A 25,486-nucleotide genomic window follows, 5' to 3' on the forward strand; every position below is an offset into this window, starting at 1 on the left:
TTAAAGAACGAAAAATCGCGGGCAGTATAGCAGAAGGTTAAATAAAAGTCTTAGTTTATGTTAGTATCCTGTCATTATTTCTTTTGGCGACATGAATCCTGCTTATGTTACAGAATATACGAATTGTCTTGGTTGAAACTTCTCACACCGGGAATATGGGCTCAGTCGCCCGTGCCATGAAAACGATGGGTCTTTCTAACCTTTATCTGGTTAACCCATTGCTTAAACCTGACTCGCAAGCGATCTCGCTTGCTGCCGGTGCGAGCGATCTGATCGGCAACGCTACCATTGTCGACACGCTCGACGAAGCGATCTCAGGGTGTAGTTTAGTGGTTGGCACCAGCGCACGCTCTCGTTCACTGCCTTGGCCGATGCTGGATGCCCGTGAGTGTGGGATGAAAAGCGTTGAAGAAGGGCAGCAAGCACCGGTCGCGTTGGTTTTTGGACGTGAGCGCGTGGGCTTAACCAACGACGAGCTACAAAAATGCCACTATCACGTTGCCATCCCTGCAAACCCTGATTACAGCTCATTAAATCTCGCCATGGCCGTGCAAATTATCGCTTACGAAGTCCGCATGGCATGGCTGGCGAGTGAACAGTCTCCGGCAGCGCCGCAAACGGAAGAGTCGCCTTACCCACTGGTGGATGATTTAGAGCGTTTCTATCAGCATATGGAAGGAATGATGCTGGAAAGTGGCTTTATTCGTCAGGGCAACCCTAGTCAAGTGATGAGTAAACTTCGCCGTCTCTTTACCCGTGCACGCCCTGAACGGGATGAATTGAACATTCTGCGTGGGATGCTCTCTTCCTTTCAGAAGGGTGAAAAGCCTAAAGGTTAGGGTGCCGTGATACGCACATTCGGTTAAATACCTGAGTAATTTAGTCAGGTAAATAGTTGACCAAATCACTCAGGAATGTCAGACTGTCAGCATCAATTATTTAACATTCTGACAACTGTGAAAACCGAGGTCGTATCACAATGAGACTGACATCCAAAGGGCGTTACGCAGTCACCGCTATGTTAGACGTTGCGTTACACTCTCATGAAGGGCCGGTTCCGCTGGCAGATATTTCAGAGCGCCAAGGTATTTCGCTCTCTTACTTAGAGCAGTTGTTCTCGCGTCTGAGAAAACATGAGTTGGTGTCCAGCGTACGCGGACCCGGTGGTGGCTATCTTCTTGGTCAACAAGCGGCTAATATCTCGGTCGGTACCGTGATCATGGCGGTAGACGAGTCGGTTGATGCAACCAAGTGTCAAGGCAAAGAAGGTTGCCAAGGTGGCGAGCGTTGTTTAACGCACGCATTATGGCGCGACCTGAGCGACAGAATTAGTGACTTTTTAAATAATATTTCGCTGGCGGAGTTAGTTAACAATCAAGAGATCTTGGATGTTGCTGGACGTCAAGCGACTGTTGATAATCGTCGATTTCAGCAATCTGGCCGTATCGCCGAGAAAATCGATGTTAAATTGCGTGCAGTAGGCTCGTAATGATTCCATCTTTATCGACTGTCAATTTTAATAAAATATAACATGCAATGAAGTGATGTACGGAGCTTAAGAGCAATGAAATTACCGATTTATCTCGACTACTCAGCGACGACACCTGTTGACGCTCGCGTTGCTGAAAAAATGATGCAATGTATGACCCAAGATGGCAATTTTGGTAACCCCGCATCACGTTCACACCGTTTCGGTTGGCAGGCGGAAGAGGCGGTTGACATCGCTCGTAACCAAGTTGCTGAACTGATTGGTGCGGATCCGCGTGAAATTGTTTTCACCTCGGGTGCAACCGAATCTGACAACTTAGCCATCAAAGGTGCTGCTACGTTCTACCAGAAAAAAGGTAAGCACGTGGTAACGGTTAAAACCGAGCACAAAGCCGTACTGGATACTTGCCGTCAGTTAGAGCGTGAAGGATTCGAGATTACCTATCTTTCTCCGCAAGCTAACGGTCTTATCACCTTAGAGCAGTTCATTGCCGCACTGCGCGACGATACCGTGCTAGCTTCTGTGATGCACGTGAATAACGAAATCGGCGTAGTACAAGATATCGCTGGCTTGGGTGAGATTTGCCGCGCTAAAGGGATTATCTTCCACGTCGATGCGACGCAAAGCGTTGGTAAATTACCGATTGACTTATCAACTCTAAAAGTTGATTTGATGTCCTTCTCTGCACACAAGATCTACGGTCCTAAGGGAATTGGTGGCTTATACGTACGTCGTAAACCACGTATTCGTTTAGAAGCCCAGATCCATGGCGGCGGTCACGAACGTGGTATGCGTTCCGGTACTCTGCCTGTTCACCAAATCGTCGGTATGGGCGAAGCGTATCGTATTGCTAAAGAAGAGATGAGCACTGAAATGGCTCGCCTTAGCAAACTGCGTACCCGTCTGTGGGATGGCCTGAAAGATATGGAAGAAGTGTATCTGAATGGTGATCTAGAAAATGGTGCGCCAAATATCCTTAATGTCAGCTTCAACTATGTTGAAGGCGAGTCATTAATCATGGCGCTGAAAGATTTAGCCGTATCGTCCGGTTCAGCTTGTACGTCTGCAAGCTTGGAACCTTCCTATGTACTGCGTGCATTAGGTATGAACGATGAACTGGCTCACAGCTCAATTCGTTTCTCTTTAGGGCGCTTTACCACTGAAGAAGAAGTCGATTATGCTATTGATTTATGCCACAAATCTATCGGTCGCCTCCGTGACTTATCTCCATTATGGGAGATGTTCAAAGCCGGCGTAGATTTAAATAGCATCGAATGGGCGCACCACTAATTTTTTAGATTTTGGAGAAATATCATGGCTTATAGCGAAAAAGTAATAGATCACTACGAAAATCCACGTAACGTCGGCTCCTTTGATAATGCTGATCCCAGCGTAGGCAGCGGCATGGTCGGTGCGCCAGCTTGTGGTGACGTAATGAAGCTACAAATCAAAGTTAGCGATACAGGTATCATCGAAGATGCGCGTTTCAAAACCTACGGCTGCGGTTCTGCGATTGCATCAAGCTCGCTGATCACCGAGTGGGTAAAAGGTAAATCCCTAGACGAAGCGCAAAGCATTTCTAATATGCAAATCGCTGAAGAACTGGAGCTTCCACCGGTGAAGATCCACTGTTCGATTCTTGCAGAAGATGCGATTAAAGCGGCTATCGATGACTACAAGAGCAAGAAAACCGCTAAGTAAGTTAGGGAGTTAACATGTCAATTTCCCTGAGTGATTCAGCGGCAGCTCGTGTGAGCGCCTTCTTAACCAACCGCGGGCAGGGCGTTGGCCTGCGCCTCGCGGTGCGCACCTCAGGGTGCTCGGGCATGGCTTACGTTCTAGAGTTTGTCGATGAATTACAGCCTGACGATCTTGTCTTCGAAGACAAAGGCGTTAAAGTGATTGTTGATGGTAAAAGTTTAGTTTACCTCGACGGGACGGAATTGGATTTCGTCAAAGAAGGGCTTAACGAAGGCTTTAAATTCAACAATCCTAATGTCAAAGATGAATGCGGTTGCGGCGAGAGCTTTAACGTATAACTTTGATGTCATACACTGATTTAACTCATCGCCCCAGCTCGCTGGGGCGATGAGTTTGTCTTACGCGAACTGATAGCTTATGAACTTTTTTACGCTGTTTGACCTGCCAGAAAGCTTCACGCTCGACACTTCGTCACTCGCCGAGCGGTATCAAGCTTTGCAACGTCGTTATCACCCCGATAACTTTGCCACTCAGCCAGAAGCCGAACGCTTACAGGCACTCACTACTGCGGCAAATATCAATCAAGGGTATCAAGCCTTACGTAAACCGTTACCTCGTGCTGAATATATTCTCTCGCTGCATGGTTATGACATCAATAACGAACAACATACTATGCACGATACCGAGTTTCTTATGGCGCAACTGACGCTTAGAGAAACGTTGGAAACGATCGAACAGCAACAGGATAGCGAGGCGTTAACGCGTTATTTGAGCGATATCAAACAGCAGCATAAATCGTTGATGAGTGTTGTCGCGCAGCAACTTGCCGAGCAACAGTGGCAGCAAGCCGCCGATACAGTCCGTAAACTCCGTTTCTTTACCAGGCTCGCCGAGCATGCTGAGGCACTGGAAGAGAAATGGCTCGATTTTTAAGGATAAACGATGGCGTTACTTCAAATCAGCGAACCTGGATTAAGTTCAGTTCCGCACCAGCGTCGTCTCGCGGCTGGTATCGACTTGGGGACCACTCACTCACTGGTTGCTACCGTGCGCAGTGGCGAAACGACGACCCTGGCCGATGCACAAGGGCGCGATCTGCTGCCGTCAGTGGTACGTTATACCACTGAGGAGACTATCGTTGGCTGGCAGGCCCGTGAACAAGCGGTGACCGATCCGGCTCATACCTTTAGTTCGGTTAAACGTCTACTCGGTCGCTCGCTGGCGGATGTGCAACAGCGTTATCCGCAACTGCCTTACCATTTCTATGCTAGCGAAAACGGCCTACCGCTGATGTCCACTCCCGTTGGGCAGGTGAACCCTATTTCTGTTTCTTCGGAAATCCTATCGACCCTCGCTAAGCGAGCGGAAGAGACTTTGGGCGGAGAATTAGAAGGCGTCGTGATTACGGTTCCTGCTTATTTCGACGATGCACAACGTCAGGGAACCAAAGATGCGGCGCGCTTAGCCGGTCTGAAGGTATTACGCCTGCTGAATGAACCGACCGCCGCTGCCGTCGCTTACGGTTTAGACTCTGGTCAGGAAGGGATTATCGCCGTTTATGATTTAGGCGGTGGCACCTTTGATATCTCTATTTTGCGTTTAAGCCGTGGTGTCTTTGAAGTATTGGCGACAGGGGGCGACTCCGCGCTGGGCGGTGACGATTTCGATCAGCTGGTGGCGCAATGGATTCAACAACAAGCCGGTATTACCGACCTCTCTGACCGCCATTTACTGCGTGAAGTGCTGGATGCTGCGACCCAAGCAAAAATTGCGTTAAGTGACGCGTCAGAAACGACGATTACCGTCGGCGACTGGACGGGCCATTTAACCCGAGAGCAGTTCGAACAGCTGATTGCGCCATTAATTAAGCGTACCTTGCTAGCGTGCCGCCGTACGGTTAAAGATGCAGGTATTGAGGAAGATGAGATCGCGCAAGTGGTTATGGTCGGTGGATCAACCCGCGTTCCCGCTGTCCGTGAGCGTGTAGGCGAATTCTTCTCTCGTGAGCCGCTAACCTCTATCGATCCTGATAAAGTGGTTGCCTTAGGCGCTGCGATCCAAGCGGACATTCTTGCCGGTAACAAACCGGATAGTGAAATGCTGCTACTGGATGTGATTCCGCTTTCTCTTGGTTTAGAGACTATGGGTGGCTTAGCGGAGAAAGTGATCCCGCGTAATACCACGATTCCCGTAGCACGTGCGCAGGAGTTCACTACCTTCAAAGATGGCCAAACAGCAATGAGTATCCACGTATTACAGGGCGAGCGTGAATTGGTGGAAGATTGCCGTTCACTCGCACGCTTTGCCTTACGGGGAATACCAGCAATGCCTGCAGGGGGCGCGCATATCCGTGTCACCTTCCAAGTCGATGCCGATGGCTTGTTGAGTGTCAGCGCGATGGAGAAATCCACCGGAGTGGAAGCGTCAATCCAAGTTAAGCCATCTTATGGCCTGACGGAAAATGAGATTGCGACAATGCTTACCGACTCGATGACCCATGCACGGGACGATATTTCGGCCCGTAAAGTGGCGGAACAGAAAGTCGACGGTTTACGTGTCTTAGAAAGTTTAGACGGTGCATTAGCAGAAGATGCGGCACTGCTGAGTGAAGAAGAACAGCAAGCAATTTCGTCAGCGCAAGCCGCCCTACGCGAAGCCCTCGCTGGGTCTGATGCGCAACCTATTGCAGAAGCAATAAAACAACTCGATCAAGTTACCCAGAATTTCGCCGCGCAACGAATGGATAAGTCTATTCGTCAAGCGTTGACCGGACATTCTGTGGATGAGGTTTAATTATGCCAAAAGTAGTGATTTTACCCCACGCCGATTTATTACCGGATGGCGGTGTTTATGATGCGACACCTGGAGAAACGATTCTGAATGTCGCGTTACGCAATGGAATCGATGTCGAGCATGCTTGTGAAAAGTCTTGCGCCTGTACTACCTGTCACTGTGTGGTACGCGAAGGTTTTGACTCCTTAGCCGAAAGCTCCGAGTTAGAAGATGATATGCTTGATAAGGCCTGGGGACTTGAACCAGAAAGCCGGTTAAGTTGCCAAGCACGGGTGACTGATGAAGACCTCACCGTCGAATTCCCTCGCTATACCGTGAACCACGCACGGGAACACTAATTTATTCCTTATCGGGCCAGACTTATCCTCTGGCCCGATTGCTATGGAGAAAATAAGCATGTCGATAAAATGGACAGATAGCCGTGAGATTGGTGAAGCCTTATACGATCTCTATCCAGATACCGATCCTAAAACTGTAAGGTTTACTGATCTGCATGCCTGGATCTGTGAATTAGACGGCTTTGATGACAATCCTGACGCATCAAACGAAAAAATCTTAGAAGCGATTTTGTTAGTCTGGATTGACGAATACGAATAAGTTTAGGAGTCAGCGATGACCACAGCGATGCATTTACAACTAAGTCAGCAACCCGCAGCAGAATGCTGGGGTGCCAAAGCCTTGATGAGTCCTCATGCTGAAGGGATGACAATCCATCTTGCCGAGGCAGATAAAAATGGTGCGATACAGCGCGCCGCGCGTAAACTCGACCAACAAGGTATTCGCCACGTTGTGTTGAGCGGTGAGGGATGGGATCTGGAAGCCTGTTGGGCGTTCTGGCAAGGTTTCCGCTCGCCGAAAGGGCAGCGTCAGGTCACTTGGCCGACGCTGTCTGAAGCGGATCGCGCCGAACTCGACCACCGCTTGACGATCATCGATTGGGTTCGCGATACCATCAATAAACCTGCGGAAGATCTGGGACCTCAAGAATTGGCCCGTGCTGCGGTTGACCTGCTGAATAATGTTGCCCCCGATGCGGTCACCTACCGTATTCTAAAAGGCGACGAGCTTCGTGAACAAGGCTATCTGGGTCTCCATACCGTTGGTCGTGCTTCCACCCGTTCCCCAGCATTGTTAACCCTCGATTATAACCCGAGCGGCGACGATGCAGCGCCGGTTTTCGCTTGTCTAGTCGGTAAAGGGATCACCTTCGATACGGGCGGCTATAGCCTTAAACCAAGCGTTCCTATGGACTCAATGAAGTCAGATATGGGCGGTGCAGCTACCCTGACCGGTGCGTTAGCCTTAGCGATTGCTCGCGGTTTAACAAAGCGTGTGAAGCTAATTCTTTGCTGTGCAGATAATATGGTCAGCGGTAATGCAATGCGTCTGGGCGATATCATCCACTATCGTAACGGTAAGTCGGTTGAGGTGATGAACACCGATGCTGAAGGCCGTTTAGTCTTAGCGGATGGGTTAATTGATGCCAGCGCACAACAGCCTGAATTGTTGATCGATGCAGCGACCCTTACCGGTGCAGCGAAAATGGCACTTGGTAATGATTATCATGCGCTCTTTAGTTTTGATGATATTGCGGCACAATCACTGCTGCACAGTGCAGGTATCGAAGGAGAGAGCTTCTGGCGCTTACCGGTTGAGGAATTCCACCGTCAGCACTTGCCTTCCAATTTCGCTGATCTCAATAATATCGCAAGTCCAGCGCACACGGCTGGCGCGAGCAGTGCAGCTGCCTTTCTTTCTTGGTTCGTGACCGAGTATAAAAAAGGGTGGTTACATATTGACTGTTCAGCCACCTATCGTAAGGCTGGTGTCGAGCAGTGGTCAGCGGGGGCCACGGGAATTGGCGTACGTACCTTAGCAAATCTGCTATTAAAATAATCTGCGGGGCAGGCGTAATGCCTGCCGATTTTGAGAGCCTATTATGTCCATTGAATTGGAAAAACTGTTGGCGCAGGCGGCCACTGAACCAGCACATCGACCTGCTTTTTTTCAGGCATTATTGGATGCTGATGCCTGGGTTTTAGGTCGTAGCGTTGCACAACAATTGACTGCCGACTCGGGCGTCGAATTAACGCATTGGGAGAAGGCCGATGGCGAAAGCGTCATTCCTTTTTTCACCTCTGAACAAATGCTTAATGAGGTATGTGAATCGGGAGAGCCTTGGGTTAAGCTCCCCGTGAAAACGCTCTTCGAGCTAACGCGAGGCGATAACCTATTCCTCAATCCCAAATGCAGTACAGGCAAAGAATTTTCTGCCAGCGAAATTGCCGCCTTATTAGATAATCGCGGTGATGCGCTCTCTGAACAACAAATTATTGAAGGCGGGGAAACCTTACTGGTCTCGGCAATCGATGAACTGCCTGCACAGCTCGTCAGCTCCCTCACCACCCTGTTTGCGGGACTCAAGCCAGTACGCCGTGCCTTTCTGGCCGAAATACGGGAAGGAGAGGGGTTACCGTCCAATTTACTGCTAGGGATTGAAGCCGACGGTGAGATTGACGCGATTATTCAGCAGGCGGGTCAAGTCGCGGTGGACACCTTAGCCGACGATGCCTTAATTGATCTGTGTGAAATTACTGATCAGCCTTCCGGCGTCAGCCACTTCTTTACAGCGCATATCACCCCATTCTATGAACGACGTTGGGGCAGTTTCCTGCGAGATTTTAAGGGTAGCCAGCGAATTTTATAGAAATGAGCGAACCCCGAAAGTTGGATAACCAACCCTAAGGGGTTTGTCTTAATAGCAAATACGTCCACCGCTTGATCCTAGACTGCTACCGCTATTTATCGACTATCAATGTGATCATCCATGGCTGCCAGCCAAAAACTCTAATACTTCATCAAATTTTGATAAGTAGAGCGACGGCTTACTCGCGCTCTTCGGTGACGGTTCTTTCTAGGGTTTTGACTGCGCCATGGCAGCAGGAGGGGCATCTGCTACCAGTCGGCGTAAGTGAGACGTATCAACCGACGATTCTGCGTGGTATAGGCTGTAGTTAGCTTGTAGATTAAGCCAAAACTTAGGGGTATTCCCTAACACGGCAGATAACTTAACCGCCATATCAGGCGTTACGACTGTTTGGCCGTTAAGTAATCGGTGTGCAGAGGATGGAGAGATGTTCATCGCTCTAGAAAATTCACGAGTGCCTATATTTATGCCCTCAATAATCTCTGCAACAACCTCCCCAACATGAGGGGGATTAAACATTTCGCTCATTAGTGGTAGTCCTCATAGTTAATGATCTAGGCATCGCCATCTTTGAATTCGAAGGTTATACGCCAGTAACCCGTTACCGCTATGGACCAAATGCCTTTTCTGGTTCCCTTGAGTGCGTGAAGATCATAACCCTGAATGTTAATATCCGATACTTCGGCAGCGGCGTGGATGACGGCAAGCCTCAACCTGAGTTTTGAGACGTGATCCGCTTGAATACCTGCTGTCTGACCCGTCTGGAAAAACCTTTTCAATCCTTTGTGCTTAAAAGACTTAATCATGCAAGGACCCTCTTCCTTGATAGGGGATAACCTAGACCGTTCCTTATTAAGGAACAAGCGTTTTTAATCTTCTATACAAAATACACGCCTCCTGTATGAGATAGGTCGAGAAATGGGCGGGAGTAACGATGGGATCCATCAAAAGGGGCGAGTCATTATTAAGTTAACCGAGATGTTAAGGGCGTCTACGCCTCAAGCACCTCGGTCAACAGTACAAAGCCGACTAGCAAACAATGAAAAGAAGGGGATTGAGAAAACGCTGCAGGCGGTCGCCTAATCATTCGCTAGACACTGTTGGAAGCTGCCTCTAAGTGGGTAAGACACGATGGCCATTACCACCGTGCCTAACGCTAACCGAAACGGGATATTTTGAAGGCATAGACCCTTAACGTTCCAAATAAGACATTAACTGGCCCCGTTACGCTCACTTGGTTTCCATCTTAACCACTTGTCATTCCCGCGGTTGCATGCCTAAGGCCTTACAGGTAAATCGTCGCGGCTTCCCCATTCGCCCCAAGAACCATCATAAAGGCTGACCTGATGCTGACCCAGTTGGTATAAAGCGAGTAACACTACCACTGCGGTAACGCCTGATCCGCAGGTGACGACGGCTGGCTGCGTGGTATCGACGCCTGCCTGCTGGAACAGGGCTTGTAACTGTTCGTTCTCTTTTAAACGACCTTCGCTAACCAAGTGATCCCAAGGTAGGTTAAGGCTGTTAGGGATGTGCCCGCGTCGTAATCCGGGGCGAGGTTCATCGGCTTCGGCGTTAAAACGTGGAGCAGAGCGTGCATCGATAATCTGCATGCCACCTTCGTGACTCAGGACTAACATTTTAGTCAGGGGAACGACGGCGTCATCAGCTACTTGAACCTCGAATTGGGTTGGCGGTAAGGTGACTTGGCCGGTGGCAAGCGGTAAGTTCGCTTGTTGCCAAGCCTTCAAACCGCCAGCCAATATCGATACCTTTTCGACACCAAAGTGACGTAGCATCCACCAAGCACGCGGCGCAGAAAAGAGATTTCCCTCATCGTAAACGATAAGATGCTTTTCATGATCGACCCCAAGTTCTCGCATCGCGACGGCAAAATGATCCGCACGAGGTAACATATGGGGATAGGGGCTATGGCTATCAGAGAGATGTTCGATATTAAAGAAGACTGCCTCAGGGAGATGCCCCGCATGATATTCATTCTCAACGTCACGAACCCGATCTTGTCCTGGGGGGAATAATCGGGCATCGATGACCTGTATCCCGGTATCGTTGAGGTGGTCAGCCAGCCAGTGCGGCGTAACGAAAACAGTATGACTCATTGTCTCTCCACTCCTAAAAATATCAAGATGAACAGAGTGACAAAGCTTGCTCAATTTGTCACGGAGCTTTTTAGTCCGCATCGGGTTAAGGTCTGAACACTGTGAGATACCACGAAGGAAGAAGATAATTAGGGCAAAATGATAAAAAATAATGGATTAACCTAGGCAACGAGGCGTTTGCCACCTATAATCGGCGCCGTTTCTCACTATCGTCGTTCGTCAACTGTGACAGGACGGCGTTAGGGTATTTTGCAAGCTCAGACTGAGGTCACTATGACAATCGAACGTACTTTTTCTATCATTAAGCCAAACGCCGTTGCTAAAAATGTAATTGGTGCAATCTACAACCGTTTTGAAAGCGCTGGCTTCAAAATCGTGGGCGCTAAAATGCTGCAACTGACTAAAGAGCAAGCAGAAGGCTTCTACGCTGAGCACAAAGGCCGTCCATTCTTTGATGGTCTGGTTGAGTTCATGACTTCTGGTCCAGTTGTTGTTTCTGTTTTAGAAGGCGAAAACGCTATTCAACGTCACCGTGACCTGATGGGCGCAACTAACCCAGACAACGCATTAGCAGGTACTCTGCGCGCGGATTACGCTGACAGCTTCACCGAAAACGCAACACACGGTTCTGACTCTGCTGAGTCTGCAGCACGTGAAATTGCTTACTTCTTCTCTGCTGAAGAAGTGTGCGCACGTACTCGTTAATTTTTTAACGCGTCGCACGCAGTACATTCGCATCTGATTGCAGATGGATGTACACTACGCACCCCCTTGCTTTGTGAGGGGGTGCGTTTTTTTACATTATCAATTCCTTTTACGTGCCATAACGTGTAACAACGAGGCCAGAGATTATTATGTCAGACTCTATCACCACCCCAGAAATTTTCGCGCCAGCTATTACGCCTGTTAAATCCACCAAGGTTAACTTACTCGACCTGAATCGCACAGAAATGCGCAAGTTTGTCGCATCCCTAGGCGAAAAGCCTTTCCGTGCAGATCAGATTATGAAGTGGATTTACCACTACTGCTGTGACGATTTTGAGCAAATGACGGATATCAATAAAAAATTCCGTCAAAAACTGAGCGACATGGCGGAGATCCGTGCACCAGAAGTCGCGGAAGAGATGCGTTCTTCAGATGGGACGATCAAGTGGGCGATACGAGTCGGCGACCAGTTAGTTGAGACCGTTTATATTCCAGAAAAAGACCGTGCGACATTATGTGTTTCCTCACAAGTCGGCTGTGCTTTGGAGTGTAAGTTCTGCTCGACTGCGCAACAGGGATTCAACCGTAACTTAAAAGTGTCGGAAATTATCGGACAAGTTTGGCGCGCGGCGAAAATTATCGGTGCGGCGAAAGTGACTGGTCAGCGCCCAATCACCAACGTAGTGATGATGGGGATGGGCGAACCCTTGCTTAACCTTACTAACGTCGTCCCTGCGATGGAAATTATGCTCGACGATTTCGGTTTTGGCTTATCTAAACGCCGCGTCACATTATCCACCTCAGGCGTTGTCCCTGCGCTGGATAAGCTCGGTGATATGATTGATGTAGCCTTGGCCATCTCTTTGCATGCGTCGAATGACAAAGTCCGCGACGAAATCGTACCGATTAATAAGAAGTACAACATCGAAGCTTTCTTAGCCGCCGTGAAACGTTATATTGGTAAGTCTAATGCTAACCAAGGCCGAGTGACCATCGAATACGTGATGCTCGACCATGTCAACGATAGCACCGATGACGCCCATGAACTGGCCGAGTTATTAAAAGATACGCCGAGCAAAATTAACTTAATCCCATGGAACCCCTTCCCGGGAGCCCCTTATGGGCGCAGCTCTAATAGCCGTATCGACCGCTTTTCAAAAGTGTTAATGGATTACGGTTTTACTACCATTGTCCGTAAGACCCGTGGTGACGATATTGATGCGGCATGTGGCCAGTTAGCCGGTGATGTTATCGATCGGACTAAACGGACCTTGCGTAAGAAAATGGCAGGTGAACAAATTTCTGTGAAAGCTCTCTAGCCTTAAGCGAAAGGGAACTCCGCCACTGTACTGATTCTGTCATGCTAGCGCTTGGTCAAGGATGATAAGGGCTAGTAAATGACTAAATGGAAAAGGGCAGTGGTGGGGGTGAGTTTACTGGCAGGCTGTCAGCATTACTCAGCGGTAGAACAGAGCGTGGCCATGCGGCTTTATCTTGGGGAGCAATACCTTCAGATAAAGCAACTCAGCCACGCCGAACGGAACTTTCGTAAAGTGGTGGCCCTCCAGCCGAATAATGTTCAAGGATGGTGGGGGCTAGCACAGATAGCCGCACAGCAAGGGGATACCTTAAAGGCTGTTTCGTATTATCAACGTGCTTTTAAGATGGCTCCAGAAAATACCCAGCTAAGTGATAATTACGGTGCTTTTCTTTGTACTTTAGGGCAGTATGATGAAGCTCGACGTATTGTTAAACGTGATGAAAAAACAGTAGGTAATCAAAACAGTGGAAAAGAAAATCCCTGTTTACCGGACTCGTCACGGTAGCGACAGCATCATGCTAGTAATGCCATCGCCAGAATGATTAGTGATGAGTGGGAAGGTAACATGAGTCGTATCCGGATAAGCTTAACGCTATTCTAGAAACGCACTATCATTATACTTATTCACTGAACAGAATGATGTAAACCATGAATTTATCGCCGTGCAACGCCGTACTCGGTCGCCAGCGTCACAGACCCATTACCGTTAGCGCGAACTTTTCACCCTCGATACAGTACTGACGTTATATTGCGAATGAATACTGAAGCCAACCAAGACACCATCAAAAAATCTGCGGGTGAGCGTTTACGTCAAGCCCGTGAAGCCAAAGGTATGACGCAACAGAACGTTGCCGATAGACTCTGCCTCAAGCTCTCTACAGTGCGAGATATCGAAGATGATAAAGCGCCTGCTGAACTTGCCGCGACCTTTTTACGCGGGTATATCCGCTCTTATGCACGCTTAGTGCAGATCCCAGAAACCGAATTACTGCCCGAAGCCACGCAACACGCGCCAATACATCCGGCGAAAATCACGCCGATGCAGAATTACTCGCTCAATAGCCGTCGCAGTAGAAAAAAACGCGATGGCCTACTCACGACGTTCACTTGGTTAATTATTTTTGTCGTGGTGGGACTCACAGTAGCGTGGTGGTGGCAGAATCATAAAGCCGCGCAGAGTGAATTAACGAATAGCGTGTCGACGCAAGAAAACGAAGGAACCGGTACTAGTCAGTCCATTCCGTTGTCCACCGATCCGTCGTCTCAGCAAGCCACACAAAGTGAATCTCAACCTGCGGCGACCGATACGCAGCCAGAACCGGCCGCACAATCCGAAGCGACGCCTTCCGCGTCAACCGCACCCGCTAACGATAATAGCGCAGCAGCGCCAGCGGCGGTGACGTCGACACAAACCTCGCCGACGCCCCAAGCGCCAGCAGTTTCAACGTCTCTTCCTGCGCAACCTGCCACGACGGCTGATAATGCGCAACAGACTCCTGCTAGCCCAGATGCTATCACCTTACAATTTACCGGCGACTGCTGGTTAGAAGTCAGTGATGCGAGCGGTAAAAAATTATTCAGTGGCTTACAACATAATGGTGGTGCATTAAACCTCACTGGTAAGCTTCCCTATCATCTAAAAATCGGCGCTCCTGCATCCGTCTCGGTCCAGTTCCGTGGTCAACCTGTTGACCTCAGCCGTTTTGTTCATCGTAATCAGGTAGCACGTCTGAATGTTGGCGCCTAAGCGCTAACCTTGAGACAAGTGGAGAAAAGCTATGCATAACGAGGCTCCCATTAACCGTCGTAAATCGACTCGTATTTATGTCGGTAAGGTGCCAATCGGCGATGGGGCTCCCATCGCTGTACAATCAATGACCAATACCCGTACCACCGATGTTGAAGCAACGGTCAATCAGATCAGAGCGCTTGAGCGCGTCGGTGCGGATATTGTTCGTGTTTCTGTTCCCACTATGGATGCGGCAGAAGCCTTCAAGCTGATTAAGCAACAAGTGAATGTGCCCTTAGTGGCTGATATCCATTTCGATTACCGTATCGCTCTTAAAGTGGCAGAGTACGGTGTTGATTGCTTACGGATCAACCCGGGAAATATCGGTAATAACGAACGTATTCGTCAAGTTGTGGATTGCGCTCGGGATCATAATATCCCCATCCGTATCGGCGTAAATGCCGGATCATTAGAAAAAGATCTGCAGGAAAAATACGGCGAACCGACGCCACAGGCATTGGTTGAATCTGCACTGCGTCATGTTGAACACTTAGATCGTCTAAACTTCGATCAGTTCAAAGTCAGTGTTAAAGCGTCGGATGTGTTCTTAGCGGTTGAATCTTATCGTCTGCTGGCACAACAGATTAAACAACCGCTGCACTTAGGGATCACAGAAGCAGGGGGCGCACGTGCCGGAGCGGTGAAATCGGCGATTGGGCTAGGTTTACTGCTGTCTGAAGGCATTGGCGATACGTTACGTGTCTCGCTGGCGGCTGATCCAATTGAAGAGATCAAAGTGGGCTTTGATATCTTAAAATCGCTGCGTATTCGTTCACGTGGGATCAACTTTATCGCTTGCCCAACCTGCTCACGTCAAGAGTTTGATGTTATCGGTACGGTTAATGCTTTAGAACAGCGTTTAGAAGATATCATTACGCCTATGGATGTCTCGATTATCGGCTGCGTGGTCAATGGACCGGGCGAGGCGACTGTCTCCACCCTCGGCGTTACCGGTGGTAATAAAAAAAGCGGCTTCTACGAAGATGGTGTGCGTCAACGTGATCGTCTAGATAATAACGATATGATTGACCAACTCGAAGCGCGTATCCGTGCAAAAGCCTCGATGCTGGACGAAAATGCGCGGATTGCGATCCAGCACCTAGATAACTAATCATTTAACTGGGCAGTAATGCCCTGTTTTTTTAGCATTTGAAATAAAGAGATTGTAACGTGGCGAAAAATATTCAAGCGATACGGGGAATGAACGATTACCTGCCAGCAGATACTGCAGTATGGCAGCGCATCGAACAGAGTCTGAAACAAGTCTTGGCAGGCTACGGCTTTAGCGAAATTCGCTTGCCTATCGTAGAACAGACGCCATTGTTCAAACGCGCCATTGGTGAAGTCACCGATGTGGTCGAAAAAGAGATGTATACCTTTGATGACCGCAACGGTGAAAGCTTAACTTTACGCCCTGAGGGCACCGCGGGCTGTGTCCGTGCGGGAATCGAACATGGTCTGCTTTACAACCAAGAACAGCGTCTATGGTATATGGGGCCGATGTTCCGTTACGAGCGTCCACAGAAGGGGCGTTATCGTCAATTCTACCAACTTGGGGCGGAAGTCTTTGGACTAACAGGCCCTGATATTGATGCAGAGCTGATCATGATGACCGCGCGCTGGTGGAAAGTGCTCGGTATTGCTGAGCATGTCGAGCTAGAGCTTAACTCCATTGGTTCACTTGATGCACGCGCCAATTACCGTGAAGCATTGGTTGCGTTCTTAGAGCAGCATAAAGACGTGTTGGATGAAGACTGTTTACGTCGCATGTACAGTAACCCGTTGCGGGTACTGGACAGTAAAAATCCAGAGGTCCAAGCGCTACTGAATGACGCTCCTAAACTGCATGACTACCTCGATGACGAATCTCGTGAGCACTTCGCGGGTGTCTGCCAATTCTTAGACGATGCAGGGATTACTTACCGCATCAATCAGCGCTTAGTCCGTGGATTAGACTACTACAACCGCACCGTTTTTGAGTGGGTGACCAGCAGCTTAGGGGCACAAGGTACCGTCTGTGCCGGTGGACGTTACGATGGGCTTGTTGAACAGCTGGGTGGGCGTGCCACACCTGCCGTGGGCTTCGCGATGGGGCTTGAGCGTTTGGTTCTGTTAGTACAATCTGTTGTGCCAGACTTTGAACCAGTTAACAAAGTGGATGTCTACGTCATATCATCGGGACAAGGCGTGCAATCTGCAGCGATGCAACTTGCCGAAACGCTCCGTGATCAAGCGCCTAGCTTGAAAATTATGACTAACTTTGGTGGCGGTAACTTCAAGAAGCAATTCGCTCGTGCGGATAAAAACGGTGCGAAAGTGGCACTGGTGCTGGGCGAAGATGAAGTCAGCAACGGACAAGTGGTGATTAAAGACTTGGCGCGTGGCGAACAGAAGTTAGTCAGTTCTCAGGATGTACTGGCCGAATTACAGGCGGCGCTTCTCGCTGAGTAAGCGTGTGGCAGGTAGAGAGTAATACAGGAGTAGGACGGGTGGAAGTTTACAACAACGACAATCAACGTGATCAAACTGAAGCAGTTAAACAGTTTTTTGCGAACAACGGTAAGGCCCTTGCAGTCGGTGCAGTGATTGGGATTGCCGCATTAGTGGGTTGGCGCTTTTGGGTGAATCATCAACAAAATGATGCTTTAGCGTCATCGGATCGCTACCAGCAGCTCACGTCAACGCTGAGAGCTGATAACCCTGCGTCAATTCAGGCGCTTGCCAGTTTTGTCGACCACGATAAAACCAGTTATGGTGCTTTAGCGTCACTGACGCTGGCCAAAACCTATGTCGATAAGAACGACCTGCAGAATGCAGCGAAAATCTTAGAGCAAGGGCTGCAAGACTCTGCAGACCAAAGTCTTCAAGCGGTGATTCGTCTTCGTCTTGCTCGGGTCCAGTCTGAGCTAAAAAATCCCGATGCGGCATTAAAAACGCTTGATGCGGTCAAAGGGGATAACTGGACCGGCCTGGCCGCAGATATTCGCGGCGATATCCTGTTAAATAAAGGCGATAAGCAGGGCGCAGCCGCTGCTTGGCGTCAAGGGATAAAATCAGAGGTATCACCTGCAGTGAAGCAGATGATGCAAACTAAATTGAATAATTTTAGCTAAGCCAGTGAGAGAGCGCATGGAATTACGTAAATACCTGCTGCCGGCATTAATTTCGGCCACCCTGTTAAGTGGTTGTTCGCTGTTCAGTGGTGAAGAGGATGTCGTGAAAATGGCCCCTCTGCCCAAAGTACAAAATCAGTTTACCCCTTCTACCGCATGGAGCACCTCGGTAGGTGATGGTGTAGGCAATTTCTACTCTAACCTGCACCCTGCTTGGCAAGAAGGTACCGTCTATGCAGCGGACCGCCACGGTACGGTTAAAGCGCTAGATGCCGCGAGTGGTAAAGAAAAATGGTCGATCGATCTTTCTGAGAAACAGGGCTTCTTCTCCAGTAACCTATCAGCCTTACTGTCTGGTGGTATCACCGTTGACGGCTCAACCTTATATATCGGTAGTGAGCGTGGCGCTGTCTATGCGTTAAACGCGGCGGACGGTAAAACGTTGTGGAAGACCCAAGTCACCGGTGAGGCGATGTCGCGTCCTGTGGTTAGCGATGGTTTAGTCTTGGTTCACCAAAGTAACGGCATTCTGCAGGCACTTGACCAACAAACGGGTGCCATCAAATGGTCAGTTAACCTTGATATTCCTTCGCTGTCACTGCGTGGCGAATCTGCGCCAGCAGTCGCATACGGTGGCGCGATCGTTGGCGGAGATAACGGACGTGTGAGTGCCGTGATCCTAAACCAAGGTCAGATCATTTGGCAGCAACGTATTTCGCAGCCGAGCGGTGCAACAGAAATTGATCGCTTAAGTGACGTCGATACTACGCCAATTATCGCTAATAATGTGGTCTATGCTTTAGCCTACAACGGTAGCTTAACCGCGATGGATTTACGTTCTGGACAAGTTATCTGGAAACGTGATGTTGGCGGCGTAAAAAATATTATTGTCGAAGGCAGCAATATCTATGTGGTTGACCAAGACGACCGTGTGATTGCCTTAAATACTGACGGCGGTGTCGCAATCTGGCGTCAAAGCGAGTTACTGCATCGTAACTTAACTTCGCCAGTTCTGTTTGATGGATACCTAGTCGTTGGGGATAGCGAAGGCTACCTACACTGGATCAATACCGCAGACGGACGCTTTGTCTCTCAGCAAAAAGTTGATAGTTCAGGCTTCCAAACTGATCCGGTTGTCGCGGGCAGCAAATTGCTGATTCAAGCGAAAGGCGGCGAGGTTTACTCTATCTCACGTTAAACATCCTCAGCAATTTCGCTTAGGTGTGTTATATTGCACGGCTCCTGTTCTACAGGAGCCGTTTATTTTTTATGGTAAGCCACTTTTATTTGATTAAGCGTGCTTGCGAATAAAAGTTGGGTTAGCAGATTTATTTTGTCATGAGGCTTTATTATGGTACCTGTGGTCGCGCTGGTTGGGCGCCCGAATGTTGGAAAGTCAACATTATTCAATCGGTTAACTCGCACACGTGATGCGCTGGTTGCGGACTTTCCCGGTCTGACGCGCGATCGCAAGTATGGGCGAGCTGAAGTTGAAGGTCGTGAGTTCATCTGTATCGATACCGGTGGTATTGATGGCACCGAAGAGGGTGTTGAAACGCGGATGGCGGCACAATCGTTATTAGCGATTGAAGAGGCAGATGTCGTCCTATTTATGGTGGATGCCCGTGCCGGCGTGATGCCTGCGGATGAGCAAATCGCTCAACATTTACGTTCACGTGAAAAAGCGACTTTTTTAGTCGCCAACAAAACCGACGGTTTGGATGCCGATGCGGCAATCAGTGATTTCTGGTCACTGGGCATGGGCGAAATCCATGCTATCGCAGCATCGCATGGTCGTGGCGTGACATCGCTATTAGAAACGGCGTTGTTCCCGTGGATGGATAAGAAAGAAGAACAAGCGCCGCTGACTGAAGAAGAAGAAAATGCCGCGTATTGGGCTGATCTGGAAGCGGAAGAGCTAGAACAACTCGAAGAAGAAGAAGAGTTCGATCCAACGACGTTGCCGATCAAATTAGCCATCGTTGGTCGTCCTAACGTGGGTAAATCGACCCTCACCAACCGTATTTTAGGTGAAGACCGAGTCGTTGTGTATGACATGCCTGGCACCACACGTGATAGCGTCTATATCCCGATGGAACGTGACGAGCGCGACTATGTATTGATCGACACCGCCGGTGTGCGTAAACGCGGTAAAGTGCATGATGCGGTCGAGAAGTTCTCGGTAATCAAAACCCTGCAAGCAATCGAAGATGCTAACGTCGTATTGCTAGTGATCGATGCGCGGGAAGGGATCTCTGACCAAGACCTCTCGCTGTTAGGCTTTATTCTTAACAGTGGGCGTTCATTAGTTATCGTCGTCAATAAATGGGATGGCCTATCGCAAGAAGTCAGAGACGAAATCAAAGAAGCACTGGATTACCGTTTAGGCTTTATCGATTTTGCTCGCGTTCACTTTATTTCTGCCTTACATGGTAGTGGCGTCGGCAACCTGTTTGAATCCATTACCGAAGCTTACGATAGCTCGACGAAACGCGTTAATACGGCAATGCTGACCCGTATCATGCATATGGCACAAGACGATCACCAACCGCCTCTGGTACGTGGCCGTCGCGTTAAACTGAAGTTCGCGCATGCGGGGGGATATAACCCACCTATCGTGGTTATTCACGGTAACCAAGTGAAGGATTTACCGGATTCCTACAAACGTTACTTGATGAACTACTATCGTCGGACCTTAAACGTGATGGGAACGCCGATCCGTATCCAATTCAAAGAGGGTGAGAACCCGTTTGCTGGAAAACGTAACCTACTTACGCCAACGCAACAGCGTAAACGTAAGCGTTTAATGGCGCACATGAAGAAGAATAAGCGTTAATCATTAGGGCCACAGAAAGTGGCCCTTTTTTATTGCGAAGAAGTCGATTTTTTCGGACTGCGTTTACGGGTTTTCTCAAGGTTGACGACTTCACTCTCCGCCCAGCCATCTTCCAAACGGGTACGAAGCGTATCACCAACACGTAAATCCTTAGTCTTACGTACGACCTCACCTTGTGCGCCGGTGGTAACACTGTAGCCTCGTGCCAGCGTCCCGAGTGGACTGACTGCTTCTAACTGCACGGCAAGATTTCCAAAGCGCTGCTTACGTTGTTCGACCTGCTGCTGCAGGGCAATCTGCAAACGATAGCGCTGTTGTGCGAGATATTGCTGATGCTGAGCAATTTTGGCTGAAGGCAGGTGGCGGTTCAAGCGACGGGTCAGGCTATCATAACGCTGTTGCGCACTCTGCACTTGACGTTGTAAAGCATCTTGCATGCGGCGTTGTTGTTGTTGCAGCTGTGACTGTTGGCGTACCAGTCGTAATTGTGGGTGCTGCTGTGTCAGACGGTGTGTCAGCGCCGTTAAGCGGCGTTGTTGGCCGGTATGATAATAATCGAACGCCATCTCTAATCGTTGTTGCTGCCCTTGTAATTGCCGTAAAAGTTCAAGTTGATTACGACTCACCATTTCCGCCGCGGCAGAGGGGGTGGGGGCGCGTAAGTCTGCGACAAAATCAGCGATAGTGATATCAGTTTCGTGACCGACTGCACTGACTATCGGGAGTGCGCTGTCGGCAATGGCGCGGGCCACACTCTCTTCGTTAAAGCACCACAGGTCCTCCAACGAGCCTCCGCCACGTCCGACAATCAACACATCACACTCTTTACGTTGATTGGCTAAGGTGATGGCGTTAACGATGGCGGCAGTCGCCTCTCGTCCTTGCACTGCTGTGGGATAGATCACCACGGGGAGCGCGGGATCACGTCGACGTAATACATGCAAAATATCATGTAATGCCGCGCCAGAAGGGGAAGTAATCACCCCCACGCGTGTTGCCGGGACCGGTAAAGGGCGTTTGCGAGATTGCGCGAATAGCCCCTCGCTGTCGAGCTTAAGTTTTAAGGCTTGGAATTGTTGCTGTAACAATCCTTCGCCAGCCGGATGCATCGACTCAACAATCAACTGATAGTCGCCTCGCGGATCATACAGCGTCACCGACGCCCGGACGAGAATCTGCATACCGTTTTGCGGCTGAAAGGTGACGCGTTGATTGCTGCCGCGAAACATTGCGCAGCGGACCTGGGCGGCATCGTCCTTCAGGGTGAAGTACCAATGTCCGGATGACGGTCGGCTAAAGTTCGAGACTTCGGCAGTTAGCCAGATGCGGCCCAGCTGCTTTTCCAGAAGCTGTCGCACGCTACCGTTTAGCTGAGCGACGGAATAAATTGTGCTGTTTTCTGTCGGTAACATGTGATCAAGATCAAACTTTAAATCAGAGGGTTAAGCAGTGATAGTAACCTTCTACTTACAACTATCAAGTTTTTTCTATAAATAAAGCTGGAGCGAAGGGCAATGCGCCTGTATAATGCATCGGCAATATTTTATCCGTTCTCACTAACCTTAGGTTGAGATATTGCCATGCTACGAATTGCAAAAGAAGCCCTCACGTTCGACGATGTTTTACTGGTTCCTGCCCACTCTACAGTGCTGCCTAACACGGCTTCGCTGACTACTCAATTGACGAAAAACATTCGCCTGAATATCCCAATGCTGTCTGCAGCAATGGATACCGTGACCGAAGCCCGTTTAGCAATTGGGCTGGCTCAAGAAGGCGGTTTAGGTTTCATTCACAAGAACATGACCATTGAGCGCCAAGCGGAAGAAGTGCGTAAGGTGAAAAAATACGAAAGTGGTATCGTCACCGATCCACAAACTGTATTGCCGACCACCACGCTACGTGAAGTGAAAGAGTTAACCGAAATTAATGGTTTCGCGGGTTACCCAGTGGTTAACGCACAAAATGAGCTGGTGGGGATCATCACTGGCCGTGATGTCCGTTTTGTGACCGACCTTAATCAAGCGGTTAGCACTTTTATGACGCCAAAAGAGCGTTTGGTCACGGTGAAAGAAGGCGACGCACGCGAAATCGTCCTGCAGAAAATGCATGAAAATCGTGTCGAAAAAGCGCTAGTTGTCGATGATGCCTTCCACCTTCGTGGCATGATTACCGTTAAGGATTTCCAAAAGGCTGAACGTAAGCCTAACGCCTGTAAAGACTCCCAAGGTCGTTTACGCGTTGGCGCAGCCGTCGGTGCGGGTGCAGGTAACGAAGAACGCGTCGATGCCTTAGTGGCTGCAGGGGTCGATGTGCTACTGATCGATTCGTCACATGGCCACTCTGAAGGTGTTCTACAACGTATTCGTGAAACCCGTGCGAAATACCCTGACTTAGAAATCATCGGTGGTAATGTCGCGACAGCAGCAGGCGCTAAAGCTCTTGCTGATGCTGGCGTAAGCGCCGTTAAAGTCGGAATTGGCCCTGGCTCAATCTGTACTACGCGTATCGTCACTGGCGTAGGTGTTCCACAAATCACCGCGGTATCCGATGCCGTTGCTGCCCTTGAAGGGACAGGTATTCCAGTCGTCGCAGATGGCGGGATCCGTTTCTCCGGTGATATCGCTAAAGCGATCGCCGCGGGCGCCGCAGCCGTAATGGTCGGTTCAATGTTAGCGGGTACTGATGAGTCCCCGGGCGAAATCGAACTTTATCAAGGCCGTTCTTATAAATCCTACCGTGGTATGGGCTCTCTAGGCGCGATGTCTAAAGGCTCTTCTGACCGTTATTTCCAAACTGATAACGCGGCAGATAAATTAGTGCCAGAAGGGATTGAAGGTCGTGTCGCTTACAAAGGTCACTTAAAAGAGATTATCCATCAGCAGATGGGCGGCCTGCGTTCATGCATGGGCTTAACCGGCTGCGCGACCATTGATGATTTACGGACCAAAGCAGAATTTGTCCGTATCAGTGGTGCAGGTATCTCGGAAAGTCACGTCCACGATGTTACTATTACCAAAGAAGCACCAAATTATCGTATGGGGTCATAATCCCAACTGATTTTGCGCCCGGCGATTGCCGGGCGCGTCATTTCATAACGCTATCGCCTGGAAAATTTTAATGACGACAGAAAATATTCATAAACACCGTATTCTGATCCTCGACTTTGGTTCCCAGTATACGCAGCTGGTCGCACGTCGCGTGCGTGAGCTGGGCGTGTACTGTGAATTATGGGCTTGGGATGTGACCGAAGCGCAGATCCGCGAATTTAACCCGAACGGTATTATTTTATCGGGTGGTCCGGAGAGTACGACGGAAAACAATAGCCCGCGTGCGCCAGAATATGTGTTTACCGCCGGTGTCCCGGTATTAGGTGTTTGCTATGGTATGCAAACCATGGCGATGCAACTGGGTGGCCAAGTTCAAGGTTCCAACGAGCGTGAATTTGGTTATGCGCAAGTTGAAGTTGTGGCTGACAGTGCATTAGTTCGTGATATCAAAGACAGCCTAACCGAGCAGGGCGCACCGATTCTTGATGTCTGGATGAGCCATGGCGATAAAGTCACCGCCATTCCTTCTGATTTCACCACCGTAGCCAGCACTGAAACGTGCCCGTTTGCCATTATGGCCAACGAAGAGAAGCGTTTCTACGGCGTACAGTTCCACCCAGAAGTGACCCATACGCGTCAAGGCCAGCAACTGCTGGAGCGTTTCGTGCGCGATATCTGCCAGTGTGAAGCGCTGTGGACGCCAGCTAAGATCATCGACGATGCCGTCGAGCGCCTGCGTGAGCAAGTGGGTAACGATAAAGTTATCCTTGGCCTGTCCGGTGGGGTTGACTCCTCAGTGACGGCGCTGTTACTTCACCGCGCCATCGGCGAGCGTTTAACCTGCGTCTTCGTCGACAACGGGCTGTTACGTTTAAACGAAGCGGAACAAGTGATGGAGATGTTTGGTGATCGTTTCGGTCTAAATATCATCCATGTCGAAGCGGAAAAACGTTTCCTCGATGCTCTCGCAGGAATTGATGAACCAGAAGCTAAGCGTAAAACTATCGGCCGTGTCTTCGTCGAAGTGTTCGATGAAGAAGCGTTAAAACTCGAAGATGTAAAATGGTTAGCGCAAGGGACTATCTACCCAGACGTTATCGAATCTGCCGCATCAGCGACGGGTAAAGCGCACGTGATTAAATCACACCACAACGTGGGTGGTTTACCGAAAGAGATGAAGATGGGACTGGTTGAGCCGCTGAAAGAGCTGTTCAAAGACGAAGTCCGTAAAATCGGTCTCGAGTTAGGCCTGCCGTTCGAGATGCTATATCGTCATCCTTTCCCAGGTCCAGGCCTTGGCGTACGTGTACTGGGAGAAGTGAAGAAAGAGTATTGCGATCTGCTGCGTCGTGCTGATGCAATCTTTATCGAAGAGCTGCACAAAGCCAAGCTATACGATAAAGTCAGTCAAGCCTTCACCGTCTTCTTACCAGTACGTTCAGTCGGTGTAATGGGCGATGGCCGTAAATACGATTGGGTTGTCTCGCTGCGTGCGGTAGAAACCATCGACTTTATGACCGCGCATTGGGCACATCTGCCATACGATTTCTTGGGCCGTGTTTCTAATCGCATTATCAACGAAGTTAACGGTATTTCCCGTGTCGTTTACGATATCAGCGGTAAACCGCCTGCTACGATTGAGTGGGAATAATTTAACGTCTAGCAATAGCTTGCACCACTAAGCGGTAAAACACTCTAAGCCCGCGTCATTGCGGGCTTTTTTGTTTTTGTATCTGGCATTTTTATATAACGCATCCAATAACAGAAAGTTAAGTACCTTCTCTGTGTTTTTTACAACATGGCATTTTTGATTAGGGAAAACTCTACGCCTTTACCGAAAGCAGCCCATTATTGTGAGTTGTACT

The 25,486-nt window shown here is 49.4% G+C and carries 26 protein-coding genes; 22 read left to right on the forward strand and 4 right to left on the reverse strand.

The genetic code is table 11. The features are described 5' to 3' along the window. The first annotated feature begins 104 nt into the window (after positions 1-104). The 11 genes from trmJ to sseB all read left to right on the forward strand — a co-directional run bounded on the left by trmJ (position 105) and on the right by sseB (position 8,690). The gene (gene trmJ / locus HGT71_RS06190) at positions 105-839 is read left to right on the forward strand and encodes a tRNA (cytosine(32)/uridine(32)-2'-O)-methyltransferase TrmJ (protein ID WP_214217034.1); all 735 of its coding nucleotides are present in this window, start codon (positions 105-107) and stop codon (positions 837-839) included. A gap of 140 nt (positions 840-979) precedes the next feature. Then, positions 980-1,489: a Fe-S cluster assembly transcriptional regulator IscR gene (gene iscR / locus HGT71_RS06195; protein ID WP_099824685.1), complete on the forward strand. Its 510-nt coding sequence runs from the start codon at positions 980-982 to the stop codon at positions 1,487-1,489. Positions 1,490-1,564: 75 nt separating this feature from the next. Next, the gene (locus HGT71_RS06200) at positions 1,565-2,779 is read left to right on the forward strand and encodes an IscS subfamily cysteine desulfurase (protein WP_214217035.1); all 1,215 of its coding nucleotides are present in this window, start codon (positions 1,565-1,567) and stop codon (positions 2,777-2,779) included. A gap of 24 nt (positions 2,780-2,803) precedes the next feature. Then, positions 2,804-3,190, forward strand: coding sequence for a Fe-S cluster assembly scaffold IscU (iscU, locus tag HGT71_RS06205; protein WP_048912456.1), 387 nt, complete (start codon positions 2,804-2,806; stop codon positions 3,188-3,190). Between the two features lie 14 nt (positions 3,191-3,204). Then, a complete protein-coding gene (iscA, locus tag HGT71_RS06210) occupies positions 3,205-3,528 on the forward strand; it encodes an iron-sulfur cluster assembly protein IscA (protein WP_062812050.1) in 324 nt (107 codons plus the stop codon). 79 nt (positions 3,529-3,607) lie between these two features. Beyond that, positions 3,608-4,123 carry a co-chaperone HscB gene (gene hscB / locus HGT71_RS06215; RefSeq protein ID WP_214217036.1) on the forward strand — a complete coding sequence of 172 codons (516 nt, stop codon included), beginning with the start codon at positions 3,608-3,610 and terminating at the stop codon, positions 4,121-4,123. A gap of 9 nt (positions 4,124-4,132) precedes the next feature. Then, positions 4,133-5,983 carry a Fe-S protein assembly chaperone HscA gene (gene hscA, locus HGT71_RS06220; protein ID WP_214217037.1) on the forward strand — a complete coding sequence of 617 codons (1,851 nt, stop codon included), beginning with the start codon at positions 4,133-4,135 and terminating at the stop codon, positions 5,981-5,983. A gap of 2 nt (positions 5,984-5,985) precedes the next feature. Then, positions 5,986-6,321, forward strand: a complete 336-nt coding sequence (gene fdx / locus HGT71_RS06225) for an ISC system 2Fe-2S type ferredoxin (protein WP_048912443.1) — start codon at positions 5,986-5,988, stop codon at positions 6,319-6,321. A 58-nt stretch (positions 6,322-6,379) separates the two neighbouring features. Continuing rightward, positions 6,380-6,580, forward strand: a complete 201-nt coding sequence (gene iscX / locus HGT71_RS06230; protein ID WP_099824681.1) for a Fe-S cluster assembly protein IscX — start codon at positions 6,380-6,382, stop codon at positions 6,578-6,580. Between the two features lie 15 nt (positions 6,581-6,595). After that, entirely contained in the window at positions 6,596-7,879 is a 1,284-nt protein-coding gene (gene pepB, locus HGT71_RS06235; RefSeq protein WP_214217038.1) for an aminopeptidase PepB, read from the forward strand. Between the two features lie 43 nt (positions 7,880-7,922). Then, complete coding sequence (sseB, locus tag HGT71_RS06240) at positions 7,923-8,690, forward strand: enhanced serine sensitivity protein SseB (protein ID WP_214217039.1); 768 nt, start codon at positions 7,923-7,925, stop codon at positions 8,688-8,690. Positions 8,691-8,897: 207 nt separating this feature from the next. Here the strand turns inward: sseB and HGT71_RS06245 are convergent, their stop codons facing one another. The 3 genes from HGT71_RS06245 to sseA form a co-directional block, all read right to left on the reverse strand. After that, complete coding sequence (locus tag HGT71_RS06245) at positions 8,898-9,218, reverse strand: HigA family addiction module antitoxin (protein WP_214217040.1); 321 nt, start codon at positions 9,216-9,218, stop codon at positions 8,898-8,900. A 26-nt stretch (positions 9,219-9,244) separates the two neighbouring features. Further along, entirely contained in the window at positions 9,245-9,496 is a 252-nt protein-coding gene (locus HGT71_RS06250; protein ID WP_214217041.1) for a type II toxin-antitoxin system RelE/ParE family toxin, read from the reverse strand. A gap of 471 nt (positions 9,497-9,967) precedes the next feature. After that, positions 9,968-10,810: a 3-mercaptopyruvate sulfurtransferase gene (gene sseA, locus HGT71_RS06255; RefSeq protein ID WP_214217042.1), complete on the reverse strand. Its 843-nt coding sequence runs from the start codon at positions 10,808-10,810 to the stop codon at positions 9,968-9,970. Positions 10,811-11,083: 273 nt separating this feature from the next. Here sseA and ndk point away from each other — a divergent pair, with 273 nt between their 5' ends. From ndk to der, 9 genes are all read left to right on the forward strand, one after another. Then, on the forward strand, positions 11,084-11,515 hold the full coding sequence (gene ndk / locus HGT71_RS06260) for a nucleoside-diphosphate kinase (protein WP_048912436.1): 432 nt from the start codon (positions 11,084-11,086) through the stop codon (positions 11,513-11,515). 149 nt (positions 11,516-11,664) lie between these two features. Then, positions 11,665-12,834: a dual-specificity RNA methyltransferase RlmN gene (gene rlmN, locus HGT71_RS06265; RefSeq protein ID WP_099824670.1), complete on the forward strand. Its 1,170-nt coding sequence runs from the start codon at positions 11,665-11,667 to the stop codon at positions 12,832-12,834. A gap of 78 nt (positions 12,835-12,912) precedes the next feature. Continuing rightward, positions 12,913-13,341 (forward strand): tetratricopeptide repeat protein, encoded by a 429-nt coding sequence (locus HGT71_RS06270; RefSeq protein ID WP_214217043.1) that lies wholly within the window; start codon positions 12,913-12,915, stop codon positions 13,339-13,341. 249 nt (positions 13,342-13,590) lie between these two features. Then, on the forward strand, positions 13,591-14,583 hold the full coding sequence (gene rodZ, locus HGT71_RS06275) for a cytoskeleton protein RodZ (protein ID WP_214217044.1): 993 nt from the start codon (positions 13,591-13,593) through the stop codon (positions 14,581-14,583). Positions 14,584-14,614: 31 nt separating this feature from the next. Beyond that, positions 14,615-15,736, forward strand: a complete 1,122-nt coding sequence (ispG, locus tag HGT71_RS06280) for a flavodoxin-dependent (E)-4-hydroxy-3-methylbut-2-enyl-diphosphate synthase (RefSeq protein ID WP_048912432.1) — start codon at positions 14,615-14,617, stop codon at positions 15,734-15,736. A 59-nt stretch (positions 15,737-15,795) separates the two neighbouring features. After that, positions 15,796-17,076, forward strand: a complete 1,281-nt coding sequence (hisS, locus tag HGT71_RS06285) for a histidine--tRNA ligase (protein ID WP_099824664.1) — start codon at positions 15,796-15,798, stop codon at positions 17,074-17,076. A gap of 38 nt (positions 17,077-17,114) precedes the next feature. Beyond that, the gene (locus tag HGT71_RS06290) at positions 17,115-17,738 is read left to right on the forward strand and encodes a YfgM family protein (RefSeq protein ID WP_214217045.1); all 624 of its coding nucleotides are present in this window, start codon (positions 17,115-17,117) and stop codon (positions 17,736-17,738) included. Positions 17,739-17,754: 16 nt separating this feature from the next. Next, the gene (bamB, locus tag HGT71_RS06295) at positions 17,755-18,936 is read left to right on the forward strand and encodes an outer membrane protein assembly factor BamB (RefSeq protein WP_099824660.1); all 1,182 of its coding nucleotides are present in this window, start codon (positions 17,755-17,757) and stop codon (positions 18,934-18,936) included. A 153-nt stretch (positions 18,937-19,089) separates the two neighbouring features. Further along, entirely contained in the window at positions 19,090-20,574 is a 1,485-nt protein-coding gene (gene der, locus HGT71_RS06300) for a ribosome biogenesis GTPase Der (RefSeq protein ID WP_099824658.1), read from the forward strand. Positions 20,575-20,603: 29 nt separating this feature from the next. Here the strand turns inward: der and xseA are convergent, their stop codons facing one another. Then, positions 20,604-21,986 carry an exodeoxyribonuclease VII large subunit gene (gene xseA, locus HGT71_RS06305; RefSeq protein WP_214217046.1) on the reverse strand — a complete coding sequence of 461 codons (1,383 nt, stop codon included), beginning with the start codon at positions 21,984-21,986 and terminating at the stop codon, positions 20,604-20,606. Positions 21,987-22,154: 168 nt separating this feature from the next. Here xseA and guaB point away from each other — a divergent pair, with 168 nt between their 5' ends. Both guaB and guaA read left to right on the forward strand, forming a co-directional pair. Beyond that, positions 22,155-23,621 carry an IMP dehydrogenase gene (gene guaB, locus HGT71_RS06310; RefSeq protein ID WP_214217047.1) on the forward strand — a complete coding sequence of 489 codons (1,467 nt, stop codon included), beginning with the start codon at positions 22,155-22,157 and terminating at the stop codon, positions 23,619-23,621. 70 nt (positions 23,622-23,691) lie between these two features. Beyond that, entirely contained in the window at positions 23,692-25,272 is a 1,581-nt protein-coding gene (gene guaA / locus HGT71_RS06315; protein ID WP_099824653.1) for a glutamine-hydrolyzing GMP synthase, read from the forward strand. Positions 25,273-25,486 lie beyond the last annotated feature (214 nt).

Source organism: Rosenbergiella epipactidis, from assembly GCF_018494055.1.
GTDB classification, from domain to species: Bacteria; Pseudomonadota; Gammaproteobacteria; order Enterobacterales; family Enterobacteriaceae; genus Rosenbergiella; species Rosenbergiella epipactidis.